Raw genomic sequence first — 26,204 nt, 5'->3', positions numbered from 1 at the left:
GCGATGCGGCGGCGGTCGTACCACTTAGGGTCTAGGCCGCGACGGAGGGCATTGCCATCGCCCTGTGCACAAGCGGCCGCGCGATGGCGGTGCGCCTGACGGCGGATATCCGATGCTGTCGTAAATAATTGGCGGAGAGGGTGGGATTCGAACCCACGGTACCCTCGCGGGTACGCCGCATTTCGAGTGCGGTACATTCGACCACTCTGCCACCTCTCCGCAGGTCATCCAAGGCGCTGCGAACAGTCCCTCCGATCGGTCGAAGCGCGGCCTCTAATGAAGTGACCATGGGGACGCAAGCGGATTTCAAGCTTCCGGGCACCGTCCGGCGCGTTTTCCTTGTGCGGCGCAAAACAAACCCTAAATTGGCCGATATGCCCCGACACGACAGTATCGCTCACGACATCACCCGCCCGATCGTTCCCGCCGAAGTGGTCGCCCCACCGATCTCGCATGCGAATTTCTCGATCGGCGACGTCGTGCGGCACCGGTTGTTCGACTTTCGCGGGGTGATATTCGACGTGGATCCCGTGTTTGCGAACAGCGACGAATGGTATGCGGCGATCCCCGAGGATATTCGGCCGCGCAAGGACCAGCCGTTCTACCATCTGCTCGCGGAGAACATGGAGTCGAGCTACGTCGCGTATGTGAGCCAGCAGAATCTGGTGCCGGACGACAGCGACGAGCCGGTCGACCATCCAGCTATCGACGGGCTGTTCAGCGATTATGCCGACGGTCGGTACGCGTTGCGGCGGGTTCACCGGCACTAGAGGCGAATCACCCTAGTCTAGCTAAGCTTGTTCTCCCGCGATGGCGGGAGTCTAGTCTGGGTCCCCGCCCGTGAGGGGAAACAATCTTGCGAAGTTGCGGTGGACGACCCTACGCCGCCCCTCTTTACGACCCTTTCCCGCCCCTTCGCGGTTGACAACGCCGCCCCCCTCCCTTAGCTGCCCGGCTTCTCCCGGCGGACCCTGCGTTCGTGGGGCACATGTATTTGGAAAGTGACAAGGGCCATGTTCGCAGTCGTGCGCACGGGCGGCAAGCAGTATCGCGTCGCCGCCGGAGATAAGATCGTCATCGAGAAGATCGAGGGCGATGCAGGTGCGTCGGTGACGCTGGGTGACGTTCTGCTTGCGGGCGAAGGCTCGGAGCTGCGGTCCGTCGAGGGCTTCGTCGTCGCTGCAGAGATCATCGCGCAGGCGAAGGCGGACAAGGTCATCGTCTTCAAGAAGCGTCGTCGTCATAACTATCGTCGTAAGAACGGCCATCGCCAGCAGCACACGATCCTGAAGATCGTCAGCGTTGGTGGCCAGACCGCCAAGAGCAACGAGGGCGACACCGCCCCGGCCGCTCAGGCATAAGGAGTAGCTTCAGATGGCACATAAGAAAGCAGGCGGCTCTTCGCGCAACGGTCGCGATTCGGCAGGCCGTCGTCTCGGCGTAAAGAAGTTCGGTGGCCAGGCGTGCGTCGCCGGCAACATCCTCGTGCGTCAGCGCGGGACGAAGTTCTACCCCGGCACCAACGTCGGCATCGGTACTGACCACACGCTGTTCGCGCTAGTCGATGGCCGCGTCGTGTTCAGCCAGGGCAAACTCGGGCGCAAATTCTGCTCGGTCGAGCTGGCAGCGAACGATGCCGCCGACATGGCAGCAGCAGCCGAATAACATCGGGTAACCATCCGGGTTGCCCACCAGGGTGACCCGGGTCGCGAAAGCGAACCTGAACAAGGGAGACGGGTCACCCCGGCTCCCTTTTTTATTGCTCCCTCCACGCGGCTGTCGCGGTCCCGTCATCCCGACGTGGCATGCGCGCAGCCAATGACGCGATAGGAGAGAGCCGTGTTCGCGCGCACCAAGAGACTGACATTGCGGCCGGGTTGGCCGGAAGATGCGCCTGCACTGGCGCGGGCGATCGGGCATGAGACCGTGGTCGCCAAGCTGGCGCGGGCGCCCTGGCCCTATACGCTCAATGACGCCGAGGCGTTTCTGGCGCAGCCGCGCGGGCCGCACGACCCGCACTTCATGATTGAGACGATGGAAGCGGGGACGCCGCGACTTGTCGGCGGGATCGGTATCCGCGCGGCGGATGCGGGGCATGAGCTCGGCTATTGGCTGGCGCCGGACGCTTGGGGGCGTGGCTATGCTACGGAGGCTGGCGAGGCGGTGGTGGCGATGGCGCGGCATGCGCTGGGCTTGCACCGGCTGGATGCGTTTCATTTCGTGGATAACCCCGCGTCGGGGCGTGTGCTGGCGAAGCTCGGGTTTCGGCCTACGGGGCGGATCGAGGCTCGGACGTCGCGTGGGCGGGGTGGTGAGGCGCCGGCGGTGATGTTCGAGCTGGATCTGGATGACGACCGATGTGCGCCGATGCCGCTTGCAGCGTGAGTCGCGCGATCCTGCAGTAAGCGGATAGCCCCACCCCGGCGAAGGCCGGGGCCCAGTTGGGGGACATAGCTAACCGAGGATATCGCCTCCGTTACGGCGACCTTTCCAACTGGCCCCCGGCCTTCGCCGGGGTGGTGGCCGTGCTGATAGTACGACCGCCTTTAGCCGTTCCCCCGCGAACGCGGGGAGCCAGGAATCACGGGCGGTGTCGTTTGGTATCCTGGGCTCCCGCCTTCGCGGGAGAACTACGAGGGGAGGGATGAGCCTGAGGCTCAGGCCATCACCACTCCCCGCTTCGCTACCGGCAGCACCGCCGCCTCATACTCGCTCTCCGCCAGCCCGATCAGCGCGCGGTCGTCGTGCTTCCACGGATGGAAGCCCGGCAGGAAATATGCCGCCCACACACCCGCCACCTTCCGCGCCATCCCCGGATTGCCAAACGCGTACCACGCCATCCGCGCCCACACCTTCGGTCCGGTCAGCCCGTCCTGCCGCAGCAGTTCCGCCATCCCCCGCGCACGTCCGGTGAAGAACCGCCACGTCGTGATCAGCATCACCAGCGACTTCACCCGCCAGCGCGTGAACCGCGGCCAGTCGCGAGTCGCATGCAGCCACGTGTCGTAGGCGACGCCCTTGTGCTCGATCTCCTCCGCCGCATGCCACAGCCACAGCGCCGCCGCTTGCTCGTCGCCACCGCGGAGATGGTTCGGGTTCGCGATCAGTTCGTGCGCCAGCATCGCGGTGAAATGTTCGAGCGCGGTGGTGGCGGCGAGGCTGGCGATTTCGGGTCGCCCCTTGGTCAGCGCCAGTGCCGCGTCGACGTCCACGATCAACGGCGCGACGTCATAGCCCTGGTCGGTCACGTGGCGGTTGAACGCGACGTGCTCGCGCGTGTGGATCACCTCCTGCTTGATGAAGGCGTTGATCTGGGCGTGGAGCTTGGGCCGCGTGCCCTCGCGGAACTTCCGCACGCTGTCGACGAAATAGCCCTCGCCCTTCGGAAACGTCACCGACAGCGCGTTGTAGAACGCAGTCGCGATCGGATCGTCGTTGAGCCACCAGCGGCGAATCGCGGCACCGCGGCCGAAGCGGCGGTCGCGCGGCGTGATCGTCAGATCGGCAGGCGTGGTTGCTTTCGCCACGGAAACCTCCAAACAGGAATGAACACTCGTTACTTACATTGATGTAAATAGGTTCCCCGGTCCGTGACGTCAACACCGCGCAAGCGACTCTCCCCTACCGAATCGCGTGAAGCCGCCGTCGAGGCTGCACGCGCCCTGCTCGTCGAGAGCGGCCCCAGTGCAGTCACGCTGAAGGCGGTCGCCGGGAGGATCGGACGGACGCACGCCAATCTGCTCCACCATTTCGGCTCGGCGGAGGCGCTGCATACTGCGCTGATCACGCGGATGGCGGCTGACATCGTCGGCACGATTGGCGCCGCGGTGCTGCGCGTGCGGGCGGGTGAGCTCGACCCGCGCGAGGTGGTGGAGATGACCTTCGACGCGTTCGGCAAGGGCGGCGCAGGGGCGCTGGCGAGCTGGATGATCCTATCGGGGAATACCGATGCGCTCGACCCGATCCTGACCGCGATCCACGATCTGGTCGACGAGCTCGCGGAGGGCGACATGCCTGGCGACCAGCCGATCCAGGAACAGACTCTGACGCTGGTGCTGATGGCACTCGGCGATGCGCTGATGGGGGCACCGATGGCGCGCGCGCTCGGGCTGCCGGTCGGGAAGGCGCGCGAACTGGCACTCGATGCGCTGCTCGCCAGCAAGGACGCGGCCGCCCCTGCCCGCTGCTGACAGCCCCGAATCGCAGAGGGTGGAGATTTTCGCCAATTTCGCTATGGGGCGGCGATGCATTTTCTAGACCAAGCCAAGATCTACGTACGTTCGGGGGAGGGCGGCCCCGGTGCCGTCAGCTTCCGCCGCGAGAAATATATCGAATATGGCGGCCCCGACGGGGGCAATGGCGGCAAGGGCGGCGACATCGTGTTCGAATGCATCGCCGGCCTGAACACGCTGATCGACTTCCGCTACACGCAGCATTTCCGCGCGCCACGCGGCTCGGGCGGGTCGGGCTCGAACCGCACCGGCGCGGGCGGCAAGGACCTCGTCATCCGCGTTCCGCTCGGTACGCAGGTGCTGTCGGAGGACAAGGAAGAGGTGCTGATCGACTTCACCGAAGTCGGCCAGCGCGAAGTGCTGTTCCGCGGCGGCGACGGCGGGCGCGGCAATGCGAGCTACAAGACCTCGACCAACCGTACCCCGCGCCAGCACGGCACCGGCTGGCCGTTCGGCGAAGCGTGGGTCTGGCTGCGGCTGAAGCTGCTCGCCGATGCGGGTCTGGTCGGGCTGCCGAATGCGGGCAAGTCGACCTTCATCAACCAGGTGACCAACGCGCAGGCCAAGGTCGGCGAATACGCCTTCACGACCACGCGGCCGCAGCTAGGCGTGGTGCGCCACAAGCAGCGCGAATTCGTGGTCGCGGATATTCCGGGGCTGATCCAGGGCGCGGCCGAGGGTGCGGGCATCGGCGACCGGTTCCTCGGGCATATCGAGCGGTGCCGGGTGCTGTTGCATCTGGTCGATGCGAACGACCGCGACGTGGCCGAATCGTACCGGATCGTTCGCGACGAGCTGGAGAATTACGGCGAGGGGCTCACCGACAAGAAGGTGATCGTCGCGCTGAACAAGATCGACATGCTCGATCCGGAACTGATCGCGGCGCTGTCGGCGGAGCTGGCGGAAGCTAGTGGCGCTGAGGTGATGGCGATTTCGGGGGCGAGCGGCGCTGGTATCGAGGCGGTGCTCGACCAGCTGATCGAGGCGATCGGGCCGGCTCCGGGCGCGGCGAAGGAACTTGAAGAAGGCGAAGTGCCGGTCGCATGGTCGCCGCTGTAGGCGCCGTCTTAGCCCTCTCCCCTGCGGGGAGAGGGTTGGGTGAGGGGCTGTTCCAGGCGGTCCCGTTCGTGGCCGCCCCTCACCCCGGCCCTCTCCCCGTAGGGGAGAGGGAGCAGTGATGTTTCCACCTTCGTCTTGCGCAAGGCTGATCGTGAAGATCGGGTCGGCGTTGCTAGTCGATCCCGATGGGAGCGTTCGGCGGGAGTGGCTGGCTGGCCTGGTTGCCGACATCGCCGCCCGGACTGGCGAGGGACAGCAGGTTGCGATCGTATCGTCTGGCGCGATTGCCTTGGGCGCACGCCGGCTTGGACTTCCAAAGGGTGGCCGCGCCAGCCTCGAAGACGCGCAGGCCGCAGCCGCTACCGGCCAGATTGCGCTCAGCCAAGTCTGGGCAGAACTCCTCGCCGCGCGGGGGCTGAACGCGGCGCAGATGCTCGTCACGCTCGACGATCTCGAAGACCGGCGGCGGTATCTCAACGCCGCAGCGACGCTCAACCGGCTGTTGTCGCTCAAGGTGGTACCGGTCATCAACGAGAACGACAGCGTCGCGACCGAGGAAATCCGGTTCGGCGACAACGACCGTCTCGCCGCCCGCGTCGCGCAGGCGGCCGGAGCGCAGGGCGTGATCCTGCTGTCCGACGTCGATGGGCTCTACACCGCGAACCCGCATACTGATCCGTCCGCTACTCATATCGCCAGCGTACCGCAGATCGACGCGGTCGCGGGGATGGCGGACGACGGGTCGGGTTCCGGCATGGGCTCGGGCGGTATGGCCTCGAAGATCGCCGCCGCGCGGATCGCGACCGGTGCGGGCATTCCGCTGGCGATAGCGTCGGGGCGGATCGAGCATCCGCTCTCCACCCCTGCCCGCCATACGATCTTCACCGCCGAACGCACCGCGTCCGCGCGGAAGGCTTGGCTGGCGGGTGGGCTGACCGCGAAGGGTGCGATCCATGTCGATGCGGGCGCTGCGGCAGCGCTTGGACAGGGGCGGAGTTTGCTCGCCACTGGCGCGACTCGGATCGACGGCGGGTTCACGCGTGGCGATCTCGTGACGATCGAGGGGCCGAACGGGACGGTTGCGCGCGGCCTCGCCGAATATGATGCAGCGGATACCGCGCGGCTGCTTGGTCGCCATAGTGACGATCATGCGGCGATCCTTGGTTACGCGCCCCGGTCGGCGCTCGTGCACCGCAATCATCTGGCGCTCATATGACCGGCCGCGTCTTGTTCACCCGCGAAGGCGGGTGTCCAGTCTGGGCACCCGCCTTCGCGGGTGAACAAGCTTTTACCTCGGGGACGCCGTCATGATCCTGGCCATCACCGGAGGTACCGGGTTCGTCGGCAGCCACCTGATCGATCATGCGCTCGAGACGGGGCACACCGTTCGCGCGCTTGCCCGGAAACCGCAGGCGAAGCGCATCGGCGTGACCTGGATCGAAGGCGCGCTCGATCGGCCGAAGAGCCTCGCGACGCTGGTCGAAGGCGCCGACGTCGTCATCCACGTCGCCGGTGTCGTCAACGCGCCCGACCGCGCGGGCTTCGGCAAGGGCAATGTCGCCGGCACCGAAGGCATCCTTCAGGCGACGCGGGCCGCCGGCATCCGCCGCTTCGTCCATGTCTCCTCGCTCGCCGCGCGCGAGCCGACACTGTCGAATTATGGCTGGTCGAAGGCCGAGGCGGAAACGCGCGTGCAGACATCGGGGTTGGACTGGACGATCGTCCGCCCGCCCGCGATCTTCGGCCCGCGTGATCTTGAACTGCTCGACGTCTTTAAGGCCGCGCGGTCGGGCTTTGTGCCGATGCCCCCGTCCGGCACGCGCGTTTCGCTATTGTACGTCGAGGATCTCACCGCGCTGCTGCTCGCACTCGCCGAGAGCGCCGACGCGCCGTCGATCATGGAGCCCGATGACGGCGGGCCGAACGGCTGGGACAACCGCGATTTCGCACGCGCGATCGGCACGGCGGTGAACGGGGCGGTCGGCAAGCCAGTCAAGGTGTTCTCGACCCCCCGCCCCCTCCTGAAGCTCGCATCCGCCGTCGACCGTCTCGTCCGCCGCCGCAGGGCCAAGCTCACGCGCGACCGGGTCAGCTATTTTTGCCACCCCGACTGGGTGTCGCACAAGCCGCCGCCCGCCGCGCTCTGGACGCCCTCCGTCCCGACGCCGCACGCGCTTGCGCAAACCGCGGCGTGGTATCGCGCCGCCGGGCTGCTATAGCGCCGAAAAGCCGCCGCAATTTCCTGTCAGATATGCGTGGCGACACCCGGAAGGATTATAATGAGCGACCGCCAGCAGATCTACGACACCATCACCGCGCAGATCGAGCCGTTCAACAAGAAAGGCGTGGCGCTGACCGATGCGACGACGTTCCAGGGCGACCTGGAGTGGGACAGCCTGACGGTCATGGATTTCGTCGCCGCGATCGAGGACGAATTCGACATCATCATCACGATGAACATGCAGGCCGAGATCGAGACGGTCGGCCAGCTGGTCGACGCGGTCGCGAAGTTGAAGGCCGCCTGAGCAAGCCCAAGGCCCCGCCCCCCGTTCGGGCTGAGCGCAGTTGAAGCCGTGCCCCAGGGGCCACCCTTCGACTTCGCTCAGGGCGAACGGGGTGGTTGGGGATCGGGATACATTCCAACTTCATGGAATCATTAGCATGACCGAAGCCGCCACCACCGCCCACGCCCTCCCCGTCGATGCCCCCGAGGTCGCGCCGGAACGCGATCTCATGTCGAAATTCGACGCGCTGATCGCCGAACGCGAGGCGCTGATCGCCAGCGGCGTGCGCAATCCGTTCGCGATCGTGATGGACGAGGTTAAGGGCCCGACCCAGGCGGTGATCCGCGGCAAGGACACGATCCTGCTCGGCACCTACAACTATATGGGCATGACCTTCGACCCCGACGTCATCCAGGCGGGCAAGGACGCGCTCGACGCGTTCGGGTCGGGCACCAACGGCAGCCGGATGCTCAACGGCACGTTCCACGATCATATCGACGTCGAACAGGCTCTGCGCGAATTCTACGACATGACCGGCGCGATCGTGTTCTCGACCGGGTACATGGCCAATCTCGGGATCATCTCAACGCTCGCCGGCAAGGGCGAATACGTCATCCTCGACGCCGACAGCCACGCCTCGATCTACGACGGCTGCAAGCAGGGCAACGCCGAGATCGTCCGATTCCGTCACAACGACGTGACCGATCTCGACAAGCGGCTCGGTCGCCTGCCCAAGGAAGCCGGCAAGCTGGTGGTGCTCGAAGGCGTCTATTCGATGCTCGGCGACATCGCCCCGCTGAAGGAGATGGTCGCGGTCGCCAAAAAGCATGGCTGCATGGTGCTGGTCGACGAGGCGCATTCGATGGGCTTTTTCGGCCCCAACGGGCGCGGCGTGTACGAGGAGATGGGGCTGACCGACGAGGTCGATTTCGTGGTCGGCACCTTCTCGAAGTCGGTCGGCACTGTCGGCGGGTTCGTCGTGTCGAACCACCCGAAGTTCGAGATGGTGCGGTTCGCCTGCCGCTCGTACATCTTCACCGCCTCGCTGCCGCCGTCAGTGGTGGCGACCGCAGCGACGTCGATCCGCAAACTGATGACCGCGCACGACAAGCGCGCGCAGCTCTGGAAGAACGCGCGGCGGCTGCACGGCGGGCTGAAGGCGATGGGGTTCAAGCTCGGTACGGAGACGTCGGATTCGGCGATCATCGCGGTCATTCTTACCGACCAGGAACAGGCGATCGCGATCTGGCAGTCGCTGCTAGAGGGCGGGCTGTACGTGAACATGGCGCGCCCGCCGGCGACGCCTGCGGGCACGTTCCTGCTGCGCTGCTCGCTGTGCGCGGAGCATACCGACGAGCAGATCACGACGATCCTAGCGATGTTCGAGGCCGCGGGCCGTTCCGTGGGCGTGATCGGCTAAGCCGGCTAACGGTCCGGGCGTAAGTCTCGTCCGGGAACCTCGTCATCCTGACGAAAGTCAGGACCCAGGGTTACGAACGCCGCGGTGCTTGGCTCTGGGTCCTGACTTTCGTCAGGATGACGGCCAGAAATCGAAGTCATTGCGCGGGGGCAACGACGCGTTAGGATGGCGCCGTGACGCGAGACGAGGTCGAGACTGCGGTCCAGGTGGGCGGGGCAAGATGGCGCATCGCGATGCTGGTCGTCATGGGCCTGCTCGGTACGGCGGTGCTAGTCGCGCTGATCGTGACGCTCGGCCACGCCAATCGCCAGCGTGATCGCGCGCTCGAACTGCAGGCGCACAGCTACGACGTGATGATCCTTGCCCGCACGCTGTCGGGCACGATCGCGCGGTCGGAGGCGTCGCTGGGCCGCTATGTGATCAGTGGCGACAAGCAATTGGGGCAGCTCTATTTCGACGAGTGGCTGCTGGCGGGCACGCAGATCGACCGGCTCGACCGGATCACCAACGACAATCCCGGGCAACAACCGCGTGTCGACCGCCTCCGTGCCGCCTATGATTCGCGCGGCCGGGAGCTGTCGCTGACGGCGCTCAACACGAGTTTCGGCAAGAACGGCCAGGCGTTCGCGCGCTATTACCAGGCGCGGAAATCGCCGACGCTCGCCGAGATCAACACGACGCTCGATACGCTGATCGCGGGCGAGCGCGCGCTGCTCGACGAACGGACCGCGGCGGCGATGAAGTCGGTCGAACGGTCCAGCTGGATCGCGCGCGTGCTGGCGATATTCGGCGTGCTGATCGTGCTCGGTGCGATCGTGCTCGGCTGGTTCACGATCCGCGCGGTCGGCGAGCGCGCGACCGCGCTGGCCGATGCCGAGTTGGAACGCGAGCGGGCCGACGAGCTGACCACCGCGGTCGCCGCCGCCACCGCCGAACTGCGCGTGCAGGAGGCGAAACTGCGCCAGATCCAGAAGATGGAGGCGGTCGGCCAGCTGACCGGCGGGATCGCGCACGACTTCAACAACATGCTGGCAGTGGTGCTGGGGGGGCTAGAACTCGCGCGGCGCAACCTGGGGAACGATCCGAAGAGCGTCCGCCGGCATATCGACAGCGCGACGGAGGGCGCGAACCGGGCGGCGGCGCTGACCCGCCGGCTGCTCGCCTTCAGCCGCGAGGATGCGCTGAAGGCCGAGACGATCGACGCCGCCGCACTGGTTGCCGGGATGTCGGACCTTCTCGACCGCACCTTGGGCGATGCGATCACGGTCATCGTGCGCGACGATGCGGCCGGCGGGTGCGTCCGCGCCGACCGTGTCCAGTTGGAGAACGCGGTCCTGAACCTCGCGGTCAACGCGCGCGACGCGATGAACGGTCGGGGCACGCTGACCGTCGCGACGGGCACGACGACCTTGGCGGCGGAACAGGTCGGCCGGTGCGCGGCGGGCGATTACGTCACGATCATGGTCGGCGACGACGGCTGCGGGATGGCGCCGGACGTCGCGGAGCGCGTGTTCGAGCCGTTCTTCACCACCAAGGAAGTCGGCAAAGGCACCGGGCTCGGCCTCAGTCAGATATTCGCGCTGGTGCAGCAGTTGCAGGGCGAGATCGGGATCGTCTCCGCACCGGGCGAAGGGACGACGGTCACGCTGTATTTCCCGCGCGCCGCCGGTCTCGTGGCACGCCCCCTGCCGGCCGCGCCGGTCGCGGTGGTCGAAGCGATCGCGCCCCCGATGCCCGAGACGTTGCAGATTTTGGTCGTCGAGGACGATCCGCGCGTGCTGGCCGCGACGACCGGCGCGCTGGAAGAGATCGGTCATCATCCGATCGCGTGCGACGATCCGCTGGCTGCCCCCGCGCTGTTGGCGGCGAACCCCGAGATCGGGCTGATCATCTCCGACGTGCTGATGCCGCGTCAGACCGGGCCGGAAATGATCGCGGCGCTATCGCCGCTCTATCCGCACGTCGCGGTGCTGTTCGTCACCGGGTTTGCCGGCGAGGTGAACGTCGCGCAGTTCGGCGGGCACGAGGTGTTGCGTAAACCCTTCACGCTCAACGGGCTGGAGCGCGCGGTCGTCACGGCGATGGCGGCGGAGCGCCGTAAGACGAATCACCCGATCGCCGCGGAATGATCGTTCACTAGGGCTTGCGATAGGGGATGACGCTTCGCCTCGTCGCCCCTATACCCGCGCGACCCAGCATACCGAGCCCAACCCGCGCATGAAATCCATCGACCGCTACATGGCCCGGCTGATCGCGGTGCCGCTCTTTTCGACGCTGCTGATCGCCGTCATGCTGTTCGTGCTCGATCGCATGCTCGGGCTGTTCAATTTCGTCGCGACGCAGGGCGGCCCGATCAGCGTCGTGTGGCGAATGCTCGCGAACCTGCTGCCGGAATATCTCGGGCTCGGTATCCCGATCGGGCTGATGCTCGGTATCCTGCTCGCGTTCCGCCGGCTGTCGACCTCGTCCGAGCTCGACGTGCTGCGGGGTGTTGGCATGAGCTACAACCGGCTGCTGCGCGTGCCGTACATGTATACCATCGCGCTGGCGCTGCTGAACCTCGCGATCGTCGGCTATGTCCAGCCGATCGCGCGCTATTATTACGAGGGGCTGCGGTTCGAGCTGCGCACGGGGGCGCTGGGCGCGTCGATCAAGGTCGGCGAGTTCACCAATCTCGGCCAGCGGATGACGCTGCGGATCGAGGAGAGCAAGGACAAGGGTCGCGAGTTGTCGGGCATCTTCGTCCATGCGTCGAGCCAGAACGGCGACTGGCTGGGCGTCACCGCGGAGAAGGGCAAGTTCCTTGCGACCGACGATCCCAACGTCATCACCTTCCGGCTTGCGAACGGCACGCTCGTCCACAACAAGCCCGAGTTCAAGACGCCGCGCGTGCTGACCTTCACCAGCCACGACCTGCCGATCAACCTGCCCAAGTTCGAGAGCTTTCGAACCCGCGGCGGCCGAAATCTCGAATACACGCTGCCCGAACTCGCCAAGCAGGGCCAGCGGGGCGCGACGCTGGAGCAGCGTGACGGCAGCCGTTCCGAATTCCACTTCCGCCTTGCCGAGGTCGCGACGATGTTCCTGTTGCCGCTGCTCGCGCTGGCGCTCGGCGTGCCGCCCAAGCGATCCTCGTCCGCGCTCGGCGTGTTCCTGTCGATCGTGATGATCGTCACCTATCACAAGGTGAACCAGTACGCGGCGGACGTCGGCGAACTCGGGCGGATCGATCCGATCATCGCGCTGTGGGTGCCCTTCACGATCTTCGCCGGGCTGATCCTGTGGATGTATTACACGATCGCCTACGTTCCCGGCGGGCAACCGATCGGTGCGCTCGAACGCGTCTTCTCGAAGACGTTCAAGGCGATCACCAAGCGTATCCCGGGCTTCCGGCCTAAGTCGCACGGGGGCAAGACCGCATGAAACTCGTCAGCTTCTTCCCGTCGCGGACGGTCGCGATCTACATGGGCCGGATGTTCCTGGTGCGGACGTTCGCGGTACTCGCCGCGCTCGTGCTGGTGCTCCAGGCGCTCGACCTGCTGAGCAACTCGGGCGACATCCTTGCCTTTCCGGGGAACGGCGATGCGCAGGTCTGGCAATACGTTTCGCTGCGTGCGCCGCAGATCGTCTCGCGCTTCCTGCCATTCTCGGTCCTGCTCGGGACCATCCTGACGCTGATCACGATGAACCAGAACAGCGAGATCGTCGCGCTGAAGGGCTCCGGCCTGTCCGCGCATCAGGTGCTCGCGCCGTTGCTGGTGGCGAGTCTCGGTGTTGCGGTGATCAGCTTCGTGTTCAATGACCGCGTGGTTGCGCGCTCCACCGCGACGTTGAACCAGTGGCAGAAGGTTAATTACGGCAAGCTGCCGATCGATCGCGGCGACCGTGCGAACGTATGGGTGCGCGACGGCGACGATCTGATCGAGGTCGCACAGAGCCGCGGGCGCGGTGACGCGACACGGCTCGGAGGGATCACGCTGTACGATCGTACGGGCGGCAACCTGGTCGCGATCCTGCGCGCGGATCACGGCAAGCGCGTCGCGAACGGGTGGGAGGTAAGCCCCGCGACCCGGTTCGACGTGAGGAGCGGCACCGTCCGCTCGCTTGGCGCGGTGGTGATCGCGAAGGACGTGCGGCCCGACCAGTTCACGCTGGCGAGCGTCGATGCGGACGGGCTGTCGTTCGGCGCGCTGAAGGCGGCGATCGGCGACCTGTCCGACGCGGGGCGGCCGACCAAGGCGCTCGAGGGATCGTTGTGGCACAAGCTGTCGGGGCCGCTGTCGTCGGTGCTGATGCCGCTGCTGGGCGCGGTCGCAGCGTTCGGGATCGCACGGTCGGGCAAGCTGTTCGTCCGCGCGGTGATCGGCATGGGCCTCGGCTTCGCGTTCTTCGTCGCGGACAATTTCGCGCTGGCGATGGGCAATCTCGGCGCCTACCCGCCGTTCCTCGCCGCCTGGGCCCCATTCCTGCTGTTCTTCCTCATCGGTGAGGCGGTGCTGATCCGGTCGGAGGAATAGCGCGCCGGTCGGCACGCCCTTTCACGCCGTGCCGCGCGTTCCTATCTGCTGGTCCGAACAACGCTCGGAGCAAGCATGAAATACCTCCACACGATGATCCGCGTGACCGACCCGGCGAAGACCATCGCGTTCTTCGAACTGCTGGGGCTGAAGGAGGTCCGGCGGATGGAGAACGAGAAGGGGCGATTCACGCTGATCTTCCTGTCGGCGCCCGGCGACGAGGGTGCGGAGGTGGAGCTGACGTACAATTGGGATCCCGAGGAGTATGGCGAGGGCCGCAATTTCGGCCATCTCGCCTACCGCGTCGACAATATCTACGACACCTGCCAGCGGCTGATGGACTCGGGTGTGACGATCAACCGGCCGCCGCGCGACGGGCACATGGCGTTCGTGCGGACCCCCGACAACATCTCGATCGAGCTGTTGCAGGCGGATGGCGCGCTCGATCCTGCTGAGCCGTGGGCGTCGATGCCGAACACCGGCAAGTGGTGAACCGCTGATGCTCGATATCGTGCGCGTCCCCGTCCTTTCCGACAATTACGCTTGGCTGATCCACGACACCGTCTCGGGCGAGACGGTGGTGGTCGATCCGGGCGAGGCGGGGCCGGTGATCGCCGCCGCGAAGATGCGCGACTGGCGGATCGACCGGGTGTGGACGACGCACTGGCATCCCGATCATACCGGCGGGAACGCCGAGATGAAGGCCTATGGCGCGACGATCGTCGGTCCGGCGGTGGAGGCGGACAAGATCCCGACGCTCGATGCGCAAGTCGGCGAAGGTGACGTCGTACGGATCGGCGCGCACGAGGCGACCGTGATGACGGTGCCGGGGCATACGCAAGGGCATATCGCGTTTCACTTTGCCGACGATGCGGCGATCTTCACCGGCGATACGCTGTTTGCGATGGGCTGTGGGCGGCTGTTCGAGGGCACGCCGGCCGACATGTTCGCGAACATGCAGCGCTATTCGGTGCTGCCGGACGAGACCGAGGTGTTCTGCGGGCATGAATATACGCAGAGTAACGGGCGGTATGCGCTGGTCGCCGAGCCGGACAATGCCGACATCGTGACGCGGATGGCCGAGGTCGATGCGGCGCGCGCCAAGGGCGAGCCTACCGTGCCGACGACGATCGGGCGCGAGCGCGCGACCAACCCGTTCCTGCGGGCGACGTCGATCGAGCAGCTTGCACGCTATCGTGCGGCGAAGGATGATTTTCGCGGGTAAAAGGCGTATGAGGATGGTGGGGATTTTGAGGAGCGTTGCGATGCGGATGCGGACCCTGCCACTCTTGATGCTGCCGGCTGTATTGCTCGGCGCGTGTACGCAGACCCCGGCGGAGGTGGAGCGCGCGCAGGTGCGCGAGGCTGGCGTGCAGGAGAAGCTGGCGAAGGAGCTTGCCGGGCTGGTGCCGGGTAAGCCCGAGACATGCATCAGCCAGTTTCCGCAAAAGCAGAGTTCGGGATACGGCGCGACGATCCTGTACCGCGTTAATAGCGGGCTGGTATATCGCAGCGACACGGCTGGCGGGTGCGAGGGAATCGGGCGCGGCGACATCCTGGTGACGCGGACGCCGAGCGGGCAACTGTGCCGCGGCGATATCGCGCAGACGTTCGACCAGGCCTCGCGCTTTCCGACCGGAAGTTGCAGCTTCGGCGAGTTCGTGCCGTATCGGAAGCCATGATGCGCGGGGCGGTTCTGGCGGCGGCGGCGCTGCTGACGGTGGGGATGCTCGGGGCGGGAAAGTCGGACCCGCTGGCTGGACGGATTGCGGGGGCACCGGTGCGGTGCATCGATCTTCGGCAACTCAACGGCCCGGAAATCGTCGATTCGCAGACGATCCTGTACCATCAGTCGGGAAAGCGAACCTGGAAGACGGGGCCGGTCGGGGAGTGCGCTTCGCTGCGGCCGCTCGATACGTTGATCGTCGATGTCTATGGCGGGCAGTTGTGCCGGAACGATCGGTTTCGGACCGTGTCGACGGGCATGTCGATTCCGTCGGGCTACTGCCGGTTTCGAGATTTCACGCCGTATGACCGGGTGAAGTAGGGGGTCTTCTCGCCCGCTCTGCCGTGCCGCGCCCTTGCCTCGCATCACTCCGCCATCCGTATCGCACCACCCCGGCGGAGGCCGGGGCCCAATTGGGGGACGATGCTAAGCGAGGACATTCCCACCTTTCCAATTGGCCCCCGGCCTTCGCCGGGGTGGTTGGAAATAGGGTGGCACCTCTGAACCATCCCCCCTCCGTCATCCTGACGAAAGTCAGGACCCAGGGTTATTGAGGGCGGCACTTGGTACTCTGGGTCCTGACTTTCGTCAGGATGACGGATTCGCGTTACTCTCCCGCGAACGACGGGCGGCTCACTCCTCGAACACCGCCACCCGCTTTTCCATGTTGGCGCGGACCTGTTCGATCTGGTTGGGGGTGCGGATGACCTTCAATTGCTCTTCCGTCTCGGCGAGCAGGACCGTCGCGGCATCCGCATCCGCCGCAAGGTTGTAGAGGCGCTTCGAACCGCGAATCGCGTGGGGGTTCCTCGCCGCGATCTCGCGAGCAAGCATCATCGCCTCGCCGAGCGGGTCTTCGGACAGACGCGTGACGAAACCGTGCCGCAACGCCTCGGCGCCATCGAACTCCCTCGCGGTGTAGGTCAGTTCGCGCAGCACGTCGTCGCGGGCGAGGGTGCGCCAGAGGGCTATACCGGCCATGTCGGGGACGAGGCCCCAATACGCCTCGCGGATCGCGAACCGCGCGCTCGGATGTGCGATGCGGATGTCGGCGCCCGACATGATCTGGAACCCGCCGCCAAACGCGACGCCGTGGACCGCGGCGATCACCGGCATCGGCAAGGTGCGCCAGCCCCAGGCGACCTGCTGGGGAAGGTTGGCGCCCTCCGCCGTCCGCTCGCCGAGTGCCAGCCCCGAGCCGCCGCTCGCCATCGAGGCCATGTCGAGGCCGGCGCAGAACGCCTTGCCTTCGCCGGACAGGACGACGCAGCGGACGTCCGTCATCCCCTTGAGCCGGTCGATCGCGGCGGCGATGCCCTCGAACATCGCTGGGTCGATCGCGTTCATCTTGACGGCGCGGTTGAGGCGGACGTCGGCGATGCCCTCGGCGACGGTGATGGTGACCCGGTCGTTCATTCTGGCGATCCTCTCGATCTTTGTAGCGACGCTAAACGCCCCCGCCCCCGCCCGCAATGTTGCGCGCGCTTACACGGCGTGTAGAGGCTCCGCGCATGGCTGGTTTTGATCCACAATGGTTTGCGACGCGCGGGTTCGGCGGGCACGGCGCCGCGCTGGGGATGCGCTATCACGCGCATGGCGACGACTGGGCGGAGCTTGCGCTGCCCTATGACGAACGGCTGATCGGCGATCCGGCGAGCGGCGTGATCGCGTCGGGCCCGATCATCACGATGATGGACATGGCGACGAGCCTGGCGATCTGGATCAAGCGCAACGCGTTCGTACCGCATGCGACGCTCGACCTGCGCGTCGATTATCTGCGGCCGGCGACACCGGGGAAGACGGTGATCGGGCGCGGGGAATGCTACCGGATCACGCGCTCGATCGCGTTCGTGCGGGGGCAGGCGCATGACGGCGATCCGGGCGATCCGCTGGCGCATGTCGCGGGGACGTTCATGGTTGTCGGCGATGTCGCCGGCATGGGTCTCAACAGGAGGATCGAGGCATGACGATCGGCCTGCCGCCCTATGCGGAGATTCTCCGCGTGTCGGTCGAAGCCGAGGACGGCGCGCCGCCGGTACTGCTGATGCCGTTTGCGGATGATGTGCTGGGGCGGCCGGGGTTTTTGCATGGGGGTGCGATCTCGGGGTTGCTGGAGATGGCGGCGATTGCGGCTTTGCAGCATGCGCTGGAGGCTGAGGGTGGCGGGCGGATCAAGCCGGTGAACGTCACGGTCGACTTCATGCGCGGTGGCCGCGACAAGCCTACGCGGGCGGCGGGGGTTGTGACTCGGTTGGGGACGCGGGTGGCCAATGTCGAGGCGACGGCGTGGCAGGACGAGCGGGACAAGCCGATCGCCGCCGCGCGGATGAATTACCTGATCGTGCGCGACTAGCGCGCTTCTGCTCCCCTTCCGCTTTGCGGGAGGGGTCGGGGGAGGGGCGTGCCTCACAGACCGGTCGCCAGTACGTACGTCGCGCCCTCCCCTAACCCCTCCCGCAAGCGGGAGGGGAATTTAGTTTACTTCGCGGTCAGTTTGATCAGGCGGCCTTGCGAGTCGCCGCCGTCTTCCAGCAGCCAGATCGCGCCGTCGGGGCCTTGGTCGACTTCGCGGATTCTTGCCCCCATGTCCCATTGGTCGCCTTTTGCCGCGTTGGTGCCGTTCAGGTCGACGCGGACCAGTGCCTTCGACGATAACCCGCCGATGAACGCGTCGCCCTTCCACTGCGGGAACATGCTGCCAGAATAGATCATCAGGCCACCGGGCGAAATTACCGGGTTCCACGATACCTTGGGCGGTTCATAGCCATCGCCGGGCTTGTGATCGGGGATGTCGCGGCCGTCATAGTGGCTGCCGTTCGACGCGTTGGGCCAGCCGTAATTGAGGCCGGGCTTGATGAGATTGACCTCGTCGCCGCCCTTGGGGCCCATCTCCTGCTCCCAGAGATTGCCCTGCGCGTCGAACGCGATCCCGAGCAGGTTGCGGTGGCCATAGCTCCAGATCTCGGGTGCGAAGCCCTTCGAAACCAGCGGATTGCCGGGAGCGCGGTTTGCCGTCGAGCGTCAGGCGCAACACTTTCCCCAGCGTCATCTTCGGGTCTTGCGCAGGGGTGAATTTCTGGCGTTCGCCATTAGTGAAGAACAGGTATTTGCCGTCGGGCGAGAACGCGATGCGGCCGGAATAATGGCCGTTGCCCTCGACGAAGGGCCGCGCGCTGAAGATCGTCTCGATCTCGCCGAGACGCTCGCCGCCGCCACCGTTCGCACGCAGGCGACCGCGCGCGAGGACGACGCCCTTGCCGCCCTCGCCGGCGGTCGAATAGCTGAAATACACGCGCTGGCTGGTCGCGAAATCGGGGGCGAGGACGACGTCCATCAGCCCGCCCTGCCCTGCCGAATCGACCGTGATCGTCGCGACCGTCTGCCGCGTCTTGCCGTCGGTGGAGACGAGCAGCATCTGCCCCTTCTTTTCGGTCACCAGCATGCGCTTGTCGGGCAGGAACGTCATCGCCCAGGGCGAATCGAAATCGGCGACGACCGTCTCCTTGAACGGCTTGCCCCCCGGCGCCGGCTGTGCGGAACAGGCGGTCGAGGCGAGCAGCGTGGCGGACAGCAGACTGGTGGCGAACAGCGTCTTAAGAATCATGATCTTCTCCCGGAAATCTCTCCGCCAACGCGGCGTTACCGATGAAGGTTGCGCCCGCTTGCGGACCAGCGCCACCCCGCGTATAGAGGCACCACTTCTCTACATCGCCAGATGAAGAGGCTGCGGGGCTTGCTCCGCGGCGGCAATGACCTGTGCTTTGGCCCTGTTTGGAATTTCGATGGCGAATATCGCCCTGCTGACCGACCTGATCGAACCCGAGGCAAAGGCGCTCGGCCTCAGCCTCGTGCGCGTGCGCATGCAGGGCGGCAAGTCCGATCCGACGTTGCAGGTGATGGCCGAGCGCCCCGACACCCGCCAGTTGCTGATCGACGATTGCGCCGAGCTGTCGCGCCGCATCTCGGACAAGTTCGATGCGCTCGAAGCCGAGGGCAAGGACCCGGTCGGCGAGGACGCGTATCGTCTCGAAGTGTCGAGCCCCGGTATCGATCGTCCGCTGACCCGGCTGCAGGACTTCGCAGACTGGGAAGGCCAGGAGGCGCGCATCCGCCTCGTCGAGCCGTTCGAGGACCGCAAGCAGATCTCGGGCAACCTGATGGGCGTCGAGGGGACGAAGATCACCGTCGACGTCAACAAGCACAAGATCATGACGATCGACTTTTCGCAGGTCGCCGACGCCAAGCTCGTCATGACCGACCGACTCATCGCCGCGACCGCGCCGCTTTCGACCGAAGGCGCGGACGAGGTTTTCTATCAAGATACGCCCACCGATGAGCCCGACGCTCACGAGGCCGACACCGAAGAAGGACAGCATTGATGGCCACGGCAGTCACCGCAAACCGCGCGGAACTGATCGCGATCGCGAATTCGGTCGCGTCGGAGAAGATGATCGACAAGGCGATCGTGATCGAGGCGATGGAGGACGCGATCCAGCGCGCCGCCCGCTCGCGCTACGGCGCCGAGAACGACATCCGCGCAAAGCTCGATCCGAACACCGGCGATCTGCGCCTGTGGCGGGTCGTCGAAGTGGTCGAGGCGGTCGACGACTATTTCAAGCAGGTCGACGTCAAGGGCGCGCAGAAGCTCCAGAAGGACGCGGCGCTGGGCGACTTCATCGTCGACCCGCTGCCCCCGATCGAATTCGGTCGCATCGCCGCACAGGCTGCCAAGCAGGTCATCTTCCAGAAGGTCCGCGACGCCGAGCGCGAGCGCCAGTTCGAAGAGTATAAGGACCGCGCAGGCGAGATCATCACCGGCGTCGTCAAGCGCGTCGAGTTCGGCCATGTCGTCGTCGATTTGGGCCGCGCAGAAGGCGTCATCCGCCGCGACGCGCAGATCCCGCGCGAAGTGGTGCGCGTCAACGACCGCATCCGCTCGCTGATCCTCAACGTCCGCCGCGAGAACCGCGGGCCGCAGATTTTTTTGTCGCGCGCGCATCCCGACTTCATGAAGAAGCTGTTCGCGCAGGAAGTGCCCGAGATCTACGACGGCATCATCGAGATCAAGGCCGCGGCGCGCGATCCCGGTTCGCGCGCGAAGATCGGCGTCATCTCGCATGATTCGAGCATCGATCCGGTCGGCGCGTGCGTCGGCATGAAGGGTAGCCGCGTCCAGGCCGTCGTGCAGGAAATGCAGGGCGAGAAGATCGACATCATCCCCTGGTCGCCCGACATCGCGACCTTCGTCGTCAACGCGTTGCAGCCGGCCTCCGTGTCGCGCGTCGTGATCGACGAGGAAGAAGAGCGCATCGAGGTGGTCGTTCCCGATGACCAGCTCAGCCTCGCGATCGGTCGTCGTGGCCAGAACGTGCGGCTTGCGTCGCAGCTGACCGGCAAGGCGATCGATATCCTCACCGAAGCCGATGCCTCCGAGAAGCGCCAGAAGGACTTCGTCGAGCGTTCGGCGATGTTCGAGAAGGAATTGGACGTCGACGAGACGCTCGCACAGCTGCTGGTCGCCGAAGGGTTCACCAACCTCGAAGAGGTCGCCTATGTCGAGGTCGAGGAGATCGCCGGCATCGAGGGCTTCGACGAGGACCTCGCGGGCGAGTTGCAGAACCGCGCGACCGAGGCTTTGGAGCGTCGCGACGCCGCCAGCCGCGAGGAGCGCACCGCGCTCGGCGTCGACGATGCGCTTGCCGGTATGCCGTATCTGAACGAGGCGATGCTGGTGACGCTCGGCAAGGCGGGCATCAAGACGCTCGACGATCTCGCCGATCTCGCGACCGACGAACTGGTCGAGAAGAAGCGCGTCGAACCACGCCGTCGCAACGAGGATGCACCGAAGCGGCCTGAGCCTAAGGGCGGGATCCTCGCGGAGTACGGCCTCAGCGACGAGCAGGGCAACGAGATCATCATGGCCGCGCGTGCGCACTGGTTCGAGGACGAGGCTCCCGAGGCTTCGGCTGACGACGTTGAAGCTGACGTGGCGGACGAGACTCCGGTGGAAGAGCCTTCGGCTGACGACGCTGTGGTCGAGGACGCTGCGGCTGAAGAGACGACGGCCGACAAAGCCGTGGCTGAGGACGCTTCGGCGGACGACGCTTCGGTCGAGGACGCTGCGGACAAGACCGACTCGAAGAGCGAGGGCGACAAGGCCTGATGCCCTTCGTCAGCATCCGCATCTCGGGGTCCGCCACCAAGGACCAGAAGTCCGGCATCGTCGCCGACGTCACCCAGTCGCTCGTGCAGCGGCTGGGAAAGAACCCGGCTGCGGTGCAGATCGTGATCGAAGAGGTCTCGACCGAGAATTACGGCGCGGGCGGGCAGTTACTGGTCGACCGCGATGCTCCGAAGACGACTCCGGCGCAGGAGGACGCACATGCGGAACCCTCCCGATGAGGCGCTAGGCGCTACCGACACCCTACCTTCCTCCCCTCCCGCAAGCGGGAGGGGACCGAGGGGTGGGCGCCCGGCTTCCGGTAAAGGCGACGCTTCGGCCAAGTCTCACGCTTCCAAGGCTAAAGCTAAGGGCGGCAATGGAGGTGAGCGCGAGCCCACCCCTGGCCCCTCCCGCATACGGGAGGGGGATGACGATATGCCCATCCGCAAGTGCATTCTTTCGGGAGAGCGCGACGTCAGGCCGCATCTGGTGCGACTCGCGTTGTCGCCCGATGGCCAAATCCTTCCCGATGTGCGCGCCAAGGCTCCCGGCCGCGGTGCTTGGATCGGGGTAACTCGAATCGAGCTCGAAGCTGCGATCAAGAAGGGCAAGCTCAAGGGCGCTCTTTCCCGCGCGTTCAAGACCGGCGAGTTCACCATCGATCCCGAGCTTCCCGCCAAGATCGAAGCCGCGCTGGAGCGTAATGCGCTCGACCGGCTGGGGCTCGAGTCGCGGTCGGGGACGGTGTTGATCGGCTCCGACCGGATCGAGCAGAACGCGCGGCAGGGGAAGCTGAAGACGCTCTATCATGCGTCCGATGCTGCCGAGGATGGCAACCGAAAGCTCGACCAGGCCTGGCGCATCGGCAACGATGAAGAAGGCTCGGGTTTGCGGGGGTTGGCACTCCCTGTGTCGCGCACCATATTGGCATTGGCGCTGGGGCGGGAAAATGTGGTACACATTGGCCTGACCGACCGCGCTGCAGCAAAGCGGGTGAGCGAAGCGCTCGACCGTTGGCTGCATTTTATCGGCCCCGAACCTTCTTCCGTGTCTTGCGAAACGGCCTCGCAGGGCGCATCGGCGTCACCACAAAATGGGGCGCCACCGATACAACAGGCGTCCGGATCGACCGGAACACGCCCGGCCGTGGACATGACTGAGGAATTTGAGTGAGCGACACGGACAACGAGAAGCCGAAACTTGGCATGCGCGCACCTTTGGGTGTGAAGCGCACGGTCGAGACCGGCCAGGTGAAGCAGAGCTTCAGCCACGGCCGATCGAATACGGTGATCGTGGAAACCAAGCGTGCGCGCGTCCTGCGCCGTCCGGGCGAGCCCGACGTGCAGGTCGCGGACGCCCCGGTTGCCGCGCCCGCCCCGGCCGCGGCGCCCGCCGCTCCGGCACCACAGGCGCGCGCACCGCAGCCTGCGCCCGCCCCCGTGCGTCAGCAACAGAGCAATCTGTCGCCGCAGGAGCGCCAGGCCAAGCTGCTCCGCGAGGCCGAAGAGCAGCGCATGAACACGCTGGAAGAAGGGCGTCGTCGCCAGGAGGCCGAGCGCGCCAAGGCGATCGAGGATGAGCGTAACCGCGCCGCCGAGCGTGCACGGGCCGAGGCTGAAGCCAAGGCGCCCGCGCCGAAGCCAGTCGAGGCGCCCGCGCCCGCCCCTGTGGTCGAAGCGGCTCCCGCTCCGGTTGCGGCACCGACGCCAGCGCCTGCGCCAGCTCCGGTCGAAGCTCCCGTTGCTGCGGCGCCTGCCCCGGCACCGGTTGCTGCACCGAAGCCTGCGCCCGCTCCGGTCGCGGCGGCTCCTGCGCCGGCTCCCAAGCCTGCGCCGGCCCCCGTCGCACCGCCGGCACCGCCGCCCATCATCGAACTGACCCGCGATCCGGCATTCCCGGCACCGCGCCGGTTCTCGCCGGTCGCACGTCCAGAGCGTCCTCCGCCGCCGCCAAAGCCTGTCGCAGCACCCGCTGCCGCAGCGCCGACCACGACCGGCAACGCCGGCACGACCGCCGCTCGCCCTGGTGCGACCGGTGCGAATGCTCCGGCCGGTGGCGTCCGTCGCGACGCCGTCCCGGCGCGCCCGCAGCAGCGTGACCGCAAGGGCGACGATCGTCGCACCTCGGGCAAGCTCACCGTCAACCGCGCGCTCGGCGATGGTGATGGTGCACGCGCTCGCTCGCTCGCCGCGCTCAAGCGTGCGCGTGAGAAGGAGCGTCGTGGCACCGGTGGTCCGCGCGAGGCGCAGGCCAAGCAGATCCGCGACGTCGTCGTCCCCGAGGCGATCACGGTGCAGGAACTCGCCAACCGCATGGCCGAGAAGGGTGCCGACCTCGTCAAGGCGCTGTTCAAGATGGGCATGCCCGTCACGATGACGCAGACGATCGACCAGGATACCGCCGAGTTGCTCGTCACCGAGTTCGGCCACAACCTGACTCGCGTCAGCGATGTCGACCAGGATCTGGCCAACGACACGATCGACGATGCCGAGGAGACGCTCAAGCCGCGTGCCCCGGTCGTCACGATCATGGGTCATGTCGATCACGGCAAGACGTCGCTGCTCGATGCCCTGCGCGGCACCGACGTGGTGCGCGGCGAAGCGGGTGGCATCACCCAGCATATCGGCGCGTACCAGGTCACGCTGAAGGACAAGTCGAAGATCACTTTCCTCGACACCCCGGGCCATGAGGCGTTCACGCAGATGCGTGCGCGTGGTGCGGACGTCACCGACATCGTCATTCTGGTGGTGGCGGCGGACGACGGCCTAATGCCGCAGACGGTGGAGGCGATCGCCCACACCAAGGCGGCGGGCGTGCCGATGATCGTCGCGATCAACAAGATCGACAAGGAAGGCGCCAATGCCCAGAAGGTGCGCGAGCGCCTGCTGAGCGAGGAGATCGTGGTCGAGGACATGGGCGGCGACGTCCAGGACGTCGAAGTCTCCGCGACCAAGAAGATCGGTCTCGATGCGTTGATCGAGAAGATCCAGCTCCAGGCCGAACTGCTCGAACTACGCGCCAATCCGGATCGCGCGGCCGAGGGTACGGTGATCGAGGCCAAGCTCGACAAGGGTCGCGGGCCCGTCGCGACGATCCTCGTCAACCGCGGTACGCTGCGGGTCGGCGACATCTTCGTGGTCGGTGGCGAGAGCGGCAAGGTCCGCGCGCTGGTCGACGACAAGGGCAAGCAGATCAAGGAAGCCGGTCCGGCGATGCCGGTCGAGGTCCTCGGCCTGTCGGGTGTCCCGGCGGCGGGTGATCCGTTCCAGGTGGTCGAGAACGAGGCACGCGCCCGCGAAGTCGCGGAATATCGTCGCAGCGTGAAGACCGACAAGCGGACCGCATCGGTTCCTGCCAGCCTCGAGAGCATGTTCTCGGCGCTGAAGGAAAAGCAGGCGATCGAATATCCGCTAGTCGTGAAAGCGGATACGCAAGGCACGGTCGAAGCGATCGTCGGGGCGATCAACAAGATCTCCACCGACCTGATCAAGGCGCGCGTGCTGAGCTCGGGCGTCGGTGGCATCACCGAGTCGGACGTCACCCTGGCGGCCGCTTCGGGGGCACCGATTATCGGCTTCAACGTCCGTCCGAACGCCAAGGCGCGTGAAATCGCCGAGCGCCAGAAGGTCGCGTTCAAGTACTACGACGTGATCTACGACCTGATCGACGAGATCCGGGCGGGAATGGCTGGCGAGCTTGGGCCGGAAGCGTTCGAGACGGTCGTCGGTCGTGCCGATATCCGCGAGGTCTTCTCGGCGGGCAAGCATGGCAAGGCGGCGGGTCTGCTCGTCACCGAGGGCAACATCCGCAAGGCGCTCAAGGCGCGCATCACGCGCAACGACGTCATCATCTACCAGGGCGAAATCGCATCGCTGCGTCGCTTCAAGGATGATGTCGCCGAGGTCCGTGCGGGACTGGAGTGCGGCGTGACGTTCACGTCGAACTTCGTCGACATCAAGGCCGGCGACGTCCTCGAGACGTTCGAAGTCGAGATGCGCGAACGCACTTTGTAACTTACTGCTCCCCCTCCCGCTCGCGGGAGGGGGCTGGGGGGTGGGCACCCGCCATCCACGGCACGATACGCTGAGGCCGGGCGCCCACCCCCGGCCCCTCCCGCAGGCGGGAGGGGAGTTAGAAGAATGAAGACCGATACCCCAGAAGCAAAGGCCGTCCGCTCGCTGCGAGTCGGCGAACAGGCGCGCCACGCGCTATCGGACATCCTCGCGCGCGGCGACGTCCACGATCCGGTGCTCGAAAAGCACCTCGTAACGATCACCGAAGTCCGCATGTCCCCCGATCTCCGCCACGCCACCGTCTTCGTGAAGCCGCTACTCGGCAAGGACGAGGAAAAGGTGCTGAAGGCGCTGCGCACCAACACCGCCTACCTGCAGCGCGAGGTCGCGAACCGGGTGCAGATGCGGTATGCGGCGAAGTTGAAGTTCCTCGCGGACGAGAGCTTCGACGAGGGCACGCACATCGACCAGTTGTTGCGTGATCCGCATGTCGCGCGGGATCTGACCGAAGATTGACCTTGGCGGGCTGCTAGCGTCGCGTTTGTAGTCAGTCAGGAGTTACGGCGGGGT

General features: G+C 66.2%; 27 protein-coding genes, 1 tRNA gene and 1 pseudogene. 25 read left to right on the top strand and 4 right to left on the bottom strand.

Features of this window, described 5'->3' with window-relative positions:
• Window positions 1-129: 129 nt before the first annotated feature.
• A tRNA-Ser gene (locus tag QFZ54_RS17325) sits at window positions 130-219 on the bottom strand.
• Window positions 220-374: 155 nt separating this feature from the next.
• Here QFZ54_RS17325 and hspQ point away from each other — a divergent pair.
• The 4 genes from hspQ (at window position 375) to QFZ54_RS17305 (ending at window position 2,385) form a co-directional block, all read left to right on the top strand.
• On the top strand, window positions 375-770 hold the full coding sequence (gene hspQ, locus QFZ54_RS17320) for a heat shock protein HspQ (RefSeq protein WP_307089140.1): 396 nt from the start codon (window positions 375-377) through the stop codon (window positions 768-770).
• 243 nt (window positions 771-1,013) lie between these two features.
• Window positions 1,014-1,361 carry a 50S ribosomal protein L21 gene (gene rplU, locus QFZ54_RS17315; protein ID WP_107963253.1) on the top strand — a complete coding sequence of 116 codons (348 nt, stop codon included), beginning with the start codon at window positions 1,014-1,016 and terminating at the stop codon, window positions 1,359-1,361.
• Between the two features lie 13 nt (window positions 1,362-1,374).
• Entirely contained in the window at window positions 1,375-1,665 is a 291-nt protein-coding gene (gene rpmA / locus QFZ54_RS17310; protein ID WP_254688275.1) for a 50S ribosomal protein L27, read from the top strand.
• A 174-nt stretch (window positions 1,666-1,839) separates the two neighbouring features.
• Complete coding sequence (locus tag QFZ54_RS17305; protein WP_307089136.1) at window positions 1,840-2,385, top strand: GNAT family N-acetyltransferase; 546 nt, start codon at window positions 1,840-1,842, stop codon at window positions 2,383-2,385.
• A 272-nt stretch (window positions 2,386-2,657) separates the two neighbouring features.
• On the opposite strand, the gene QFZ54_RS17300 is transcribed toward QFZ54_RS17305, so the two are convergent.
• Window positions 2,658-3,527 (bottom strand): metal-dependent hydrolase, encoded by an 870-nt coding sequence (locus QFZ54_RS17300; protein ID WP_307089134.1) that lies wholly within the window; start codon window positions 3,525-3,527, stop codon window positions 2,658-2,660.
• A gap of 63 nt (window positions 3,528-3,590) precedes the next feature.
• On the opposite strand from QFZ54_RS17300, the gene QFZ54_RS17295 reads away from it, so the two are divergent.
• From QFZ54_RS17295 to QFZ54_RS17235, 13 genes are all read left to right on the top strand, one after another.
• The gene (locus QFZ54_RS17295) at window positions 3,591-4,190 is read left to right on the top strand and encodes a TetR/AcrR family transcriptional regulator (RefSeq protein ID WP_307089132.1); all 600 of its coding nucleotides are present in this window, start codon (window positions 3,591-3,593) and stop codon (window positions 4,188-4,190) included.
• 54 nt (window positions 4,191-4,244) lie between these two features.
• Window positions 4,245-5,291 carry a GTPase ObgE gene (obgE, locus tag QFZ54_RS17290; protein ID WP_056055836.1) on the top strand — a complete coding sequence of 349 codons (1,047 nt, stop codon included), beginning with the start codon at window positions 4,245-4,247 and terminating at the stop codon, window positions 5,289-5,291.
• A 118-nt stretch (window positions 5,292-5,409) separates the two neighbouring features.
• The gene (gene proB / locus QFZ54_RS17285) at window positions 5,410-6,507 is read left to right on the top strand and encodes a glutamate 5-kinase (protein WP_307089128.1); all 1,098 of its coding nucleotides are present in this window, start codon (window positions 5,410-5,412) and stop codon (window positions 6,505-6,507) included.
• A 91-nt stretch (window positions 6,508-6,598) separates the two neighbouring features.
• Entirely contained in the window at window positions 6,599-7,510 is a 912-nt protein-coding gene (locus tag QFZ54_RS17280) for an NAD-dependent epimerase/dehydratase family protein (RefSeq protein ID WP_307089126.1), read from the top strand.
• A 60-nt stretch (window positions 7,511-7,570) separates the two neighbouring features.
• Window positions 7,571-7,816: an acyl carrier protein gene (locus QFZ54_RS17275; RefSeq protein ID WP_307089123.1), complete on the top strand. Its 246-nt coding sequence runs from the start codon at window positions 7,571-7,573 to the stop codon at window positions 7,814-7,816.
• Between the two features lie 136 nt (window positions 7,817-7,952).
• Window positions 7,953-9,215, top strand: a complete 1,263-nt coding sequence (spt, locus tag QFZ54_RS17270) for a serine palmitoyltransferase (RefSeq protein ID WP_307089122.1) — start codon at window positions 7,953-7,955, stop codon at window positions 9,213-9,215.
• Window positions 9,216-9,448: 233 nt separating this feature from the next.
• Entirely contained in the window at window positions 9,449-11,344 is a 1,896-nt protein-coding gene (locus QFZ54_RS17265; protein ID WP_307089531.1) for an ATP-binding protein, read from the top strand.
• An 88-nt stretch (window positions 11,345-11,432) separates the two neighbouring features.
• Entirely contained in the window at window positions 11,433-12,638 is a 1,206-nt protein-coding gene (lptF, locus tag QFZ54_RS17260; protein ID WP_307089120.1) for an LPS export ABC transporter permease LptF, read from the top strand.
• Entirely contained in the window at window positions 12,635-13,732 is a 1,098-nt protein-coding gene (gene lptG / locus QFZ54_RS17255) for an LPS export ABC transporter permease LptG (protein ID WP_307089118.1), read from the top strand. Before lptF ends, lptG begins: the two co-directional genes overlap by 4 nt.
• Before the next feature lie 75 nt (window positions 13,733-13,807).
• The gene (locus QFZ54_RS17250) at window positions 13,808-14,224 is read left to right on the top strand and encodes a VOC family protein (protein ID WP_307089117.1); all 417 of its coding nucleotides are present in this window, start codon (window positions 13,808-13,810) and stop codon (window positions 14,222-14,224) included.
• Window positions 14,225-14,231: 7 nt separating this feature from the next.
• Entirely contained in the window at window positions 14,232-14,957 is a 726-nt protein-coding gene (gene gloB / locus QFZ54_RS17245; protein WP_307089115.1) for a hydroxyacylglutathione hydrolase, read from the top strand.
• 40 nt (window positions 14,958-14,997) lie between these two features.
• Window positions 14,998-15,414 carry a hypothetical protein gene (locus QFZ54_RS17240; protein ID WP_307089114.1) on the top strand — a complete coding sequence of 139 codons (417 nt, stop codon included), beginning with the start codon at window positions 14,998-15,000 and terminating at the stop codon, window positions 15,412-15,414.
• On the top strand, window positions 15,414-15,779 hold the full coding sequence (locus tag QFZ54_RS17235) for a hypothetical protein (protein WP_307089111.1): 366 nt from the start codon (window positions 15,414-15,416) through the stop codon (window positions 15,777-15,779). Before QFZ54_RS17240 ends, QFZ54_RS17235 begins: the two co-directional genes overlap by 1 nt.
• 312 nt (window positions 15,780-16,091) lie before the next feature.
• On the opposite strand, the gene QFZ54_RS17230 is transcribed toward QFZ54_RS17235, so the two are convergent.
• Entirely contained in the window at window positions 16,092-16,874 is a 783-nt protein-coding gene (locus QFZ54_RS17230; RefSeq protein ID WP_307089109.1) for a crotonase/enoyl-CoA hydratase family protein, read from the bottom strand.
• Window positions 16,875-16,969: 95 nt separating this feature from the next.
• Between QFZ54_RS17230 and QFZ54_RS17225 the strand changes: the two genes are divergently transcribed.
• The gene (locus QFZ54_RS17225; RefSeq protein ID WP_121904285.1) at window positions 16,970-17,425 is read left to right on the top strand and encodes a PaaI family thioesterase; all 456 of its coding nucleotides are present in this window, start codon (window positions 16,970-16,972) and stop codon (window positions 17,423-17,425) included.
• Entirely contained in the window at window positions 17,422-17,811 is a 390-nt protein-coding gene (locus QFZ54_RS17220; RefSeq protein ID WP_133030288.1) for a PaaI family thioesterase, read from the top strand. The genes QFZ54_RS17225 and QFZ54_RS17220 overlap by 4 nt, the downstream gene beginning before the upstream one ends.
• A gap of 125 nt (window positions 17,812-17,936) precedes the next feature.
• Here QFZ54_RS17220 and QFZ54_RS17215 read toward each other — a convergent pair.
• Window positions 17,937-19,062 (bottom strand): annotated as a pseudogene (locus tag QFZ54_RS17215) (PQQ-dependent sugar dehydrogenase).
• 178 nt (window positions 19,063-19,240) lie between these two features.
• On the opposite strand from QFZ54_RS17215, the gene rimP reads away from it, so the two are divergent.
• The 6 genes from rimP to rbfA all read left to right on the top strand — a co-directional run bounded on the left by rimP (window position 19,241) and on the right by rbfA (window position 26,150).
• Window positions 19,241-19,837, top strand: a complete 597-nt coding sequence (gene rimP / locus QFZ54_RS17210) for a ribosome maturation protein RimP (protein ID WP_307089104.1) — start codon at window positions 19,241-19,243, stop codon at window positions 19,835-19,837.
• Window positions 19,837-21,621, top strand: a complete 1,785-nt coding sequence (gene nusA / locus QFZ54_RS17205; RefSeq protein ID WP_307089102.1) for a transcription termination factor NusA — start codon at window positions 19,837-19,839, stop codon at window positions 21,619-21,621. Before rimP ends, nusA begins: the two co-directional genes overlap by 1 nt.
• Window positions 21,621-21,860 (top strand): tautomerase family protein, encoded by a 240-nt coding sequence (locus QFZ54_RS17200; RefSeq protein ID WP_055881134.1) that lies wholly within the window; start codon window positions 21,621-21,623, stop codon window positions 21,858-21,860. Before nusA ends, QFZ54_RS17200 begins: the two co-directional genes overlap by 1 nt.
• A 196-nt stretch (window positions 21,861-22,056) precedes the next feature.
• Window positions 22,057-22,794: a DUF448 domain-containing protein gene (locus QFZ54_RS17195; RefSeq protein WP_307089099.1), complete on the top strand. Its 738-nt coding sequence runs from the start codon at window positions 22,057-22,059 to the stop codon at window positions 22,792-22,794.
• Window positions 22,791-25,634, top strand: a complete 2,844-nt coding sequence (gene infB, locus QFZ54_RS17190) for a translation initiation factor IF-2 (protein ID WP_307089097.1) — start codon at window positions 22,791-22,793, stop codon at window positions 25,632-25,634. Before QFZ54_RS17195 ends, infB begins: the two co-directional genes overlap by 4 nt.
• 126 nt (window positions 25,635-25,760) lie before the next feature.
• Complete coding sequence (gene rbfA, locus QFZ54_RS17185; protein ID WP_056051571.1) at window positions 25,761-26,150, top strand: 30S ribosome-binding factor RbfA; 390 nt, start codon at window positions 25,761-25,763, stop codon at window positions 26,148-26,150.
• Window positions 26,151-26,204 lie beyond the last annotated feature (54 nt).

This window comes from Sphingomonas faeni, from assembly GCF_030817315.1.
In the GTDB taxonomy this organism is placed as follows: Bacteria; Pseudomonadota; Alphaproteobacteria; order Sphingomonadales; family Sphingomonadaceae; genus Sphingomonas; species Sphingomonas faeni_C.
This window is presented reverse-complemented; position numbering and strand designations above follow the sequence as displayed.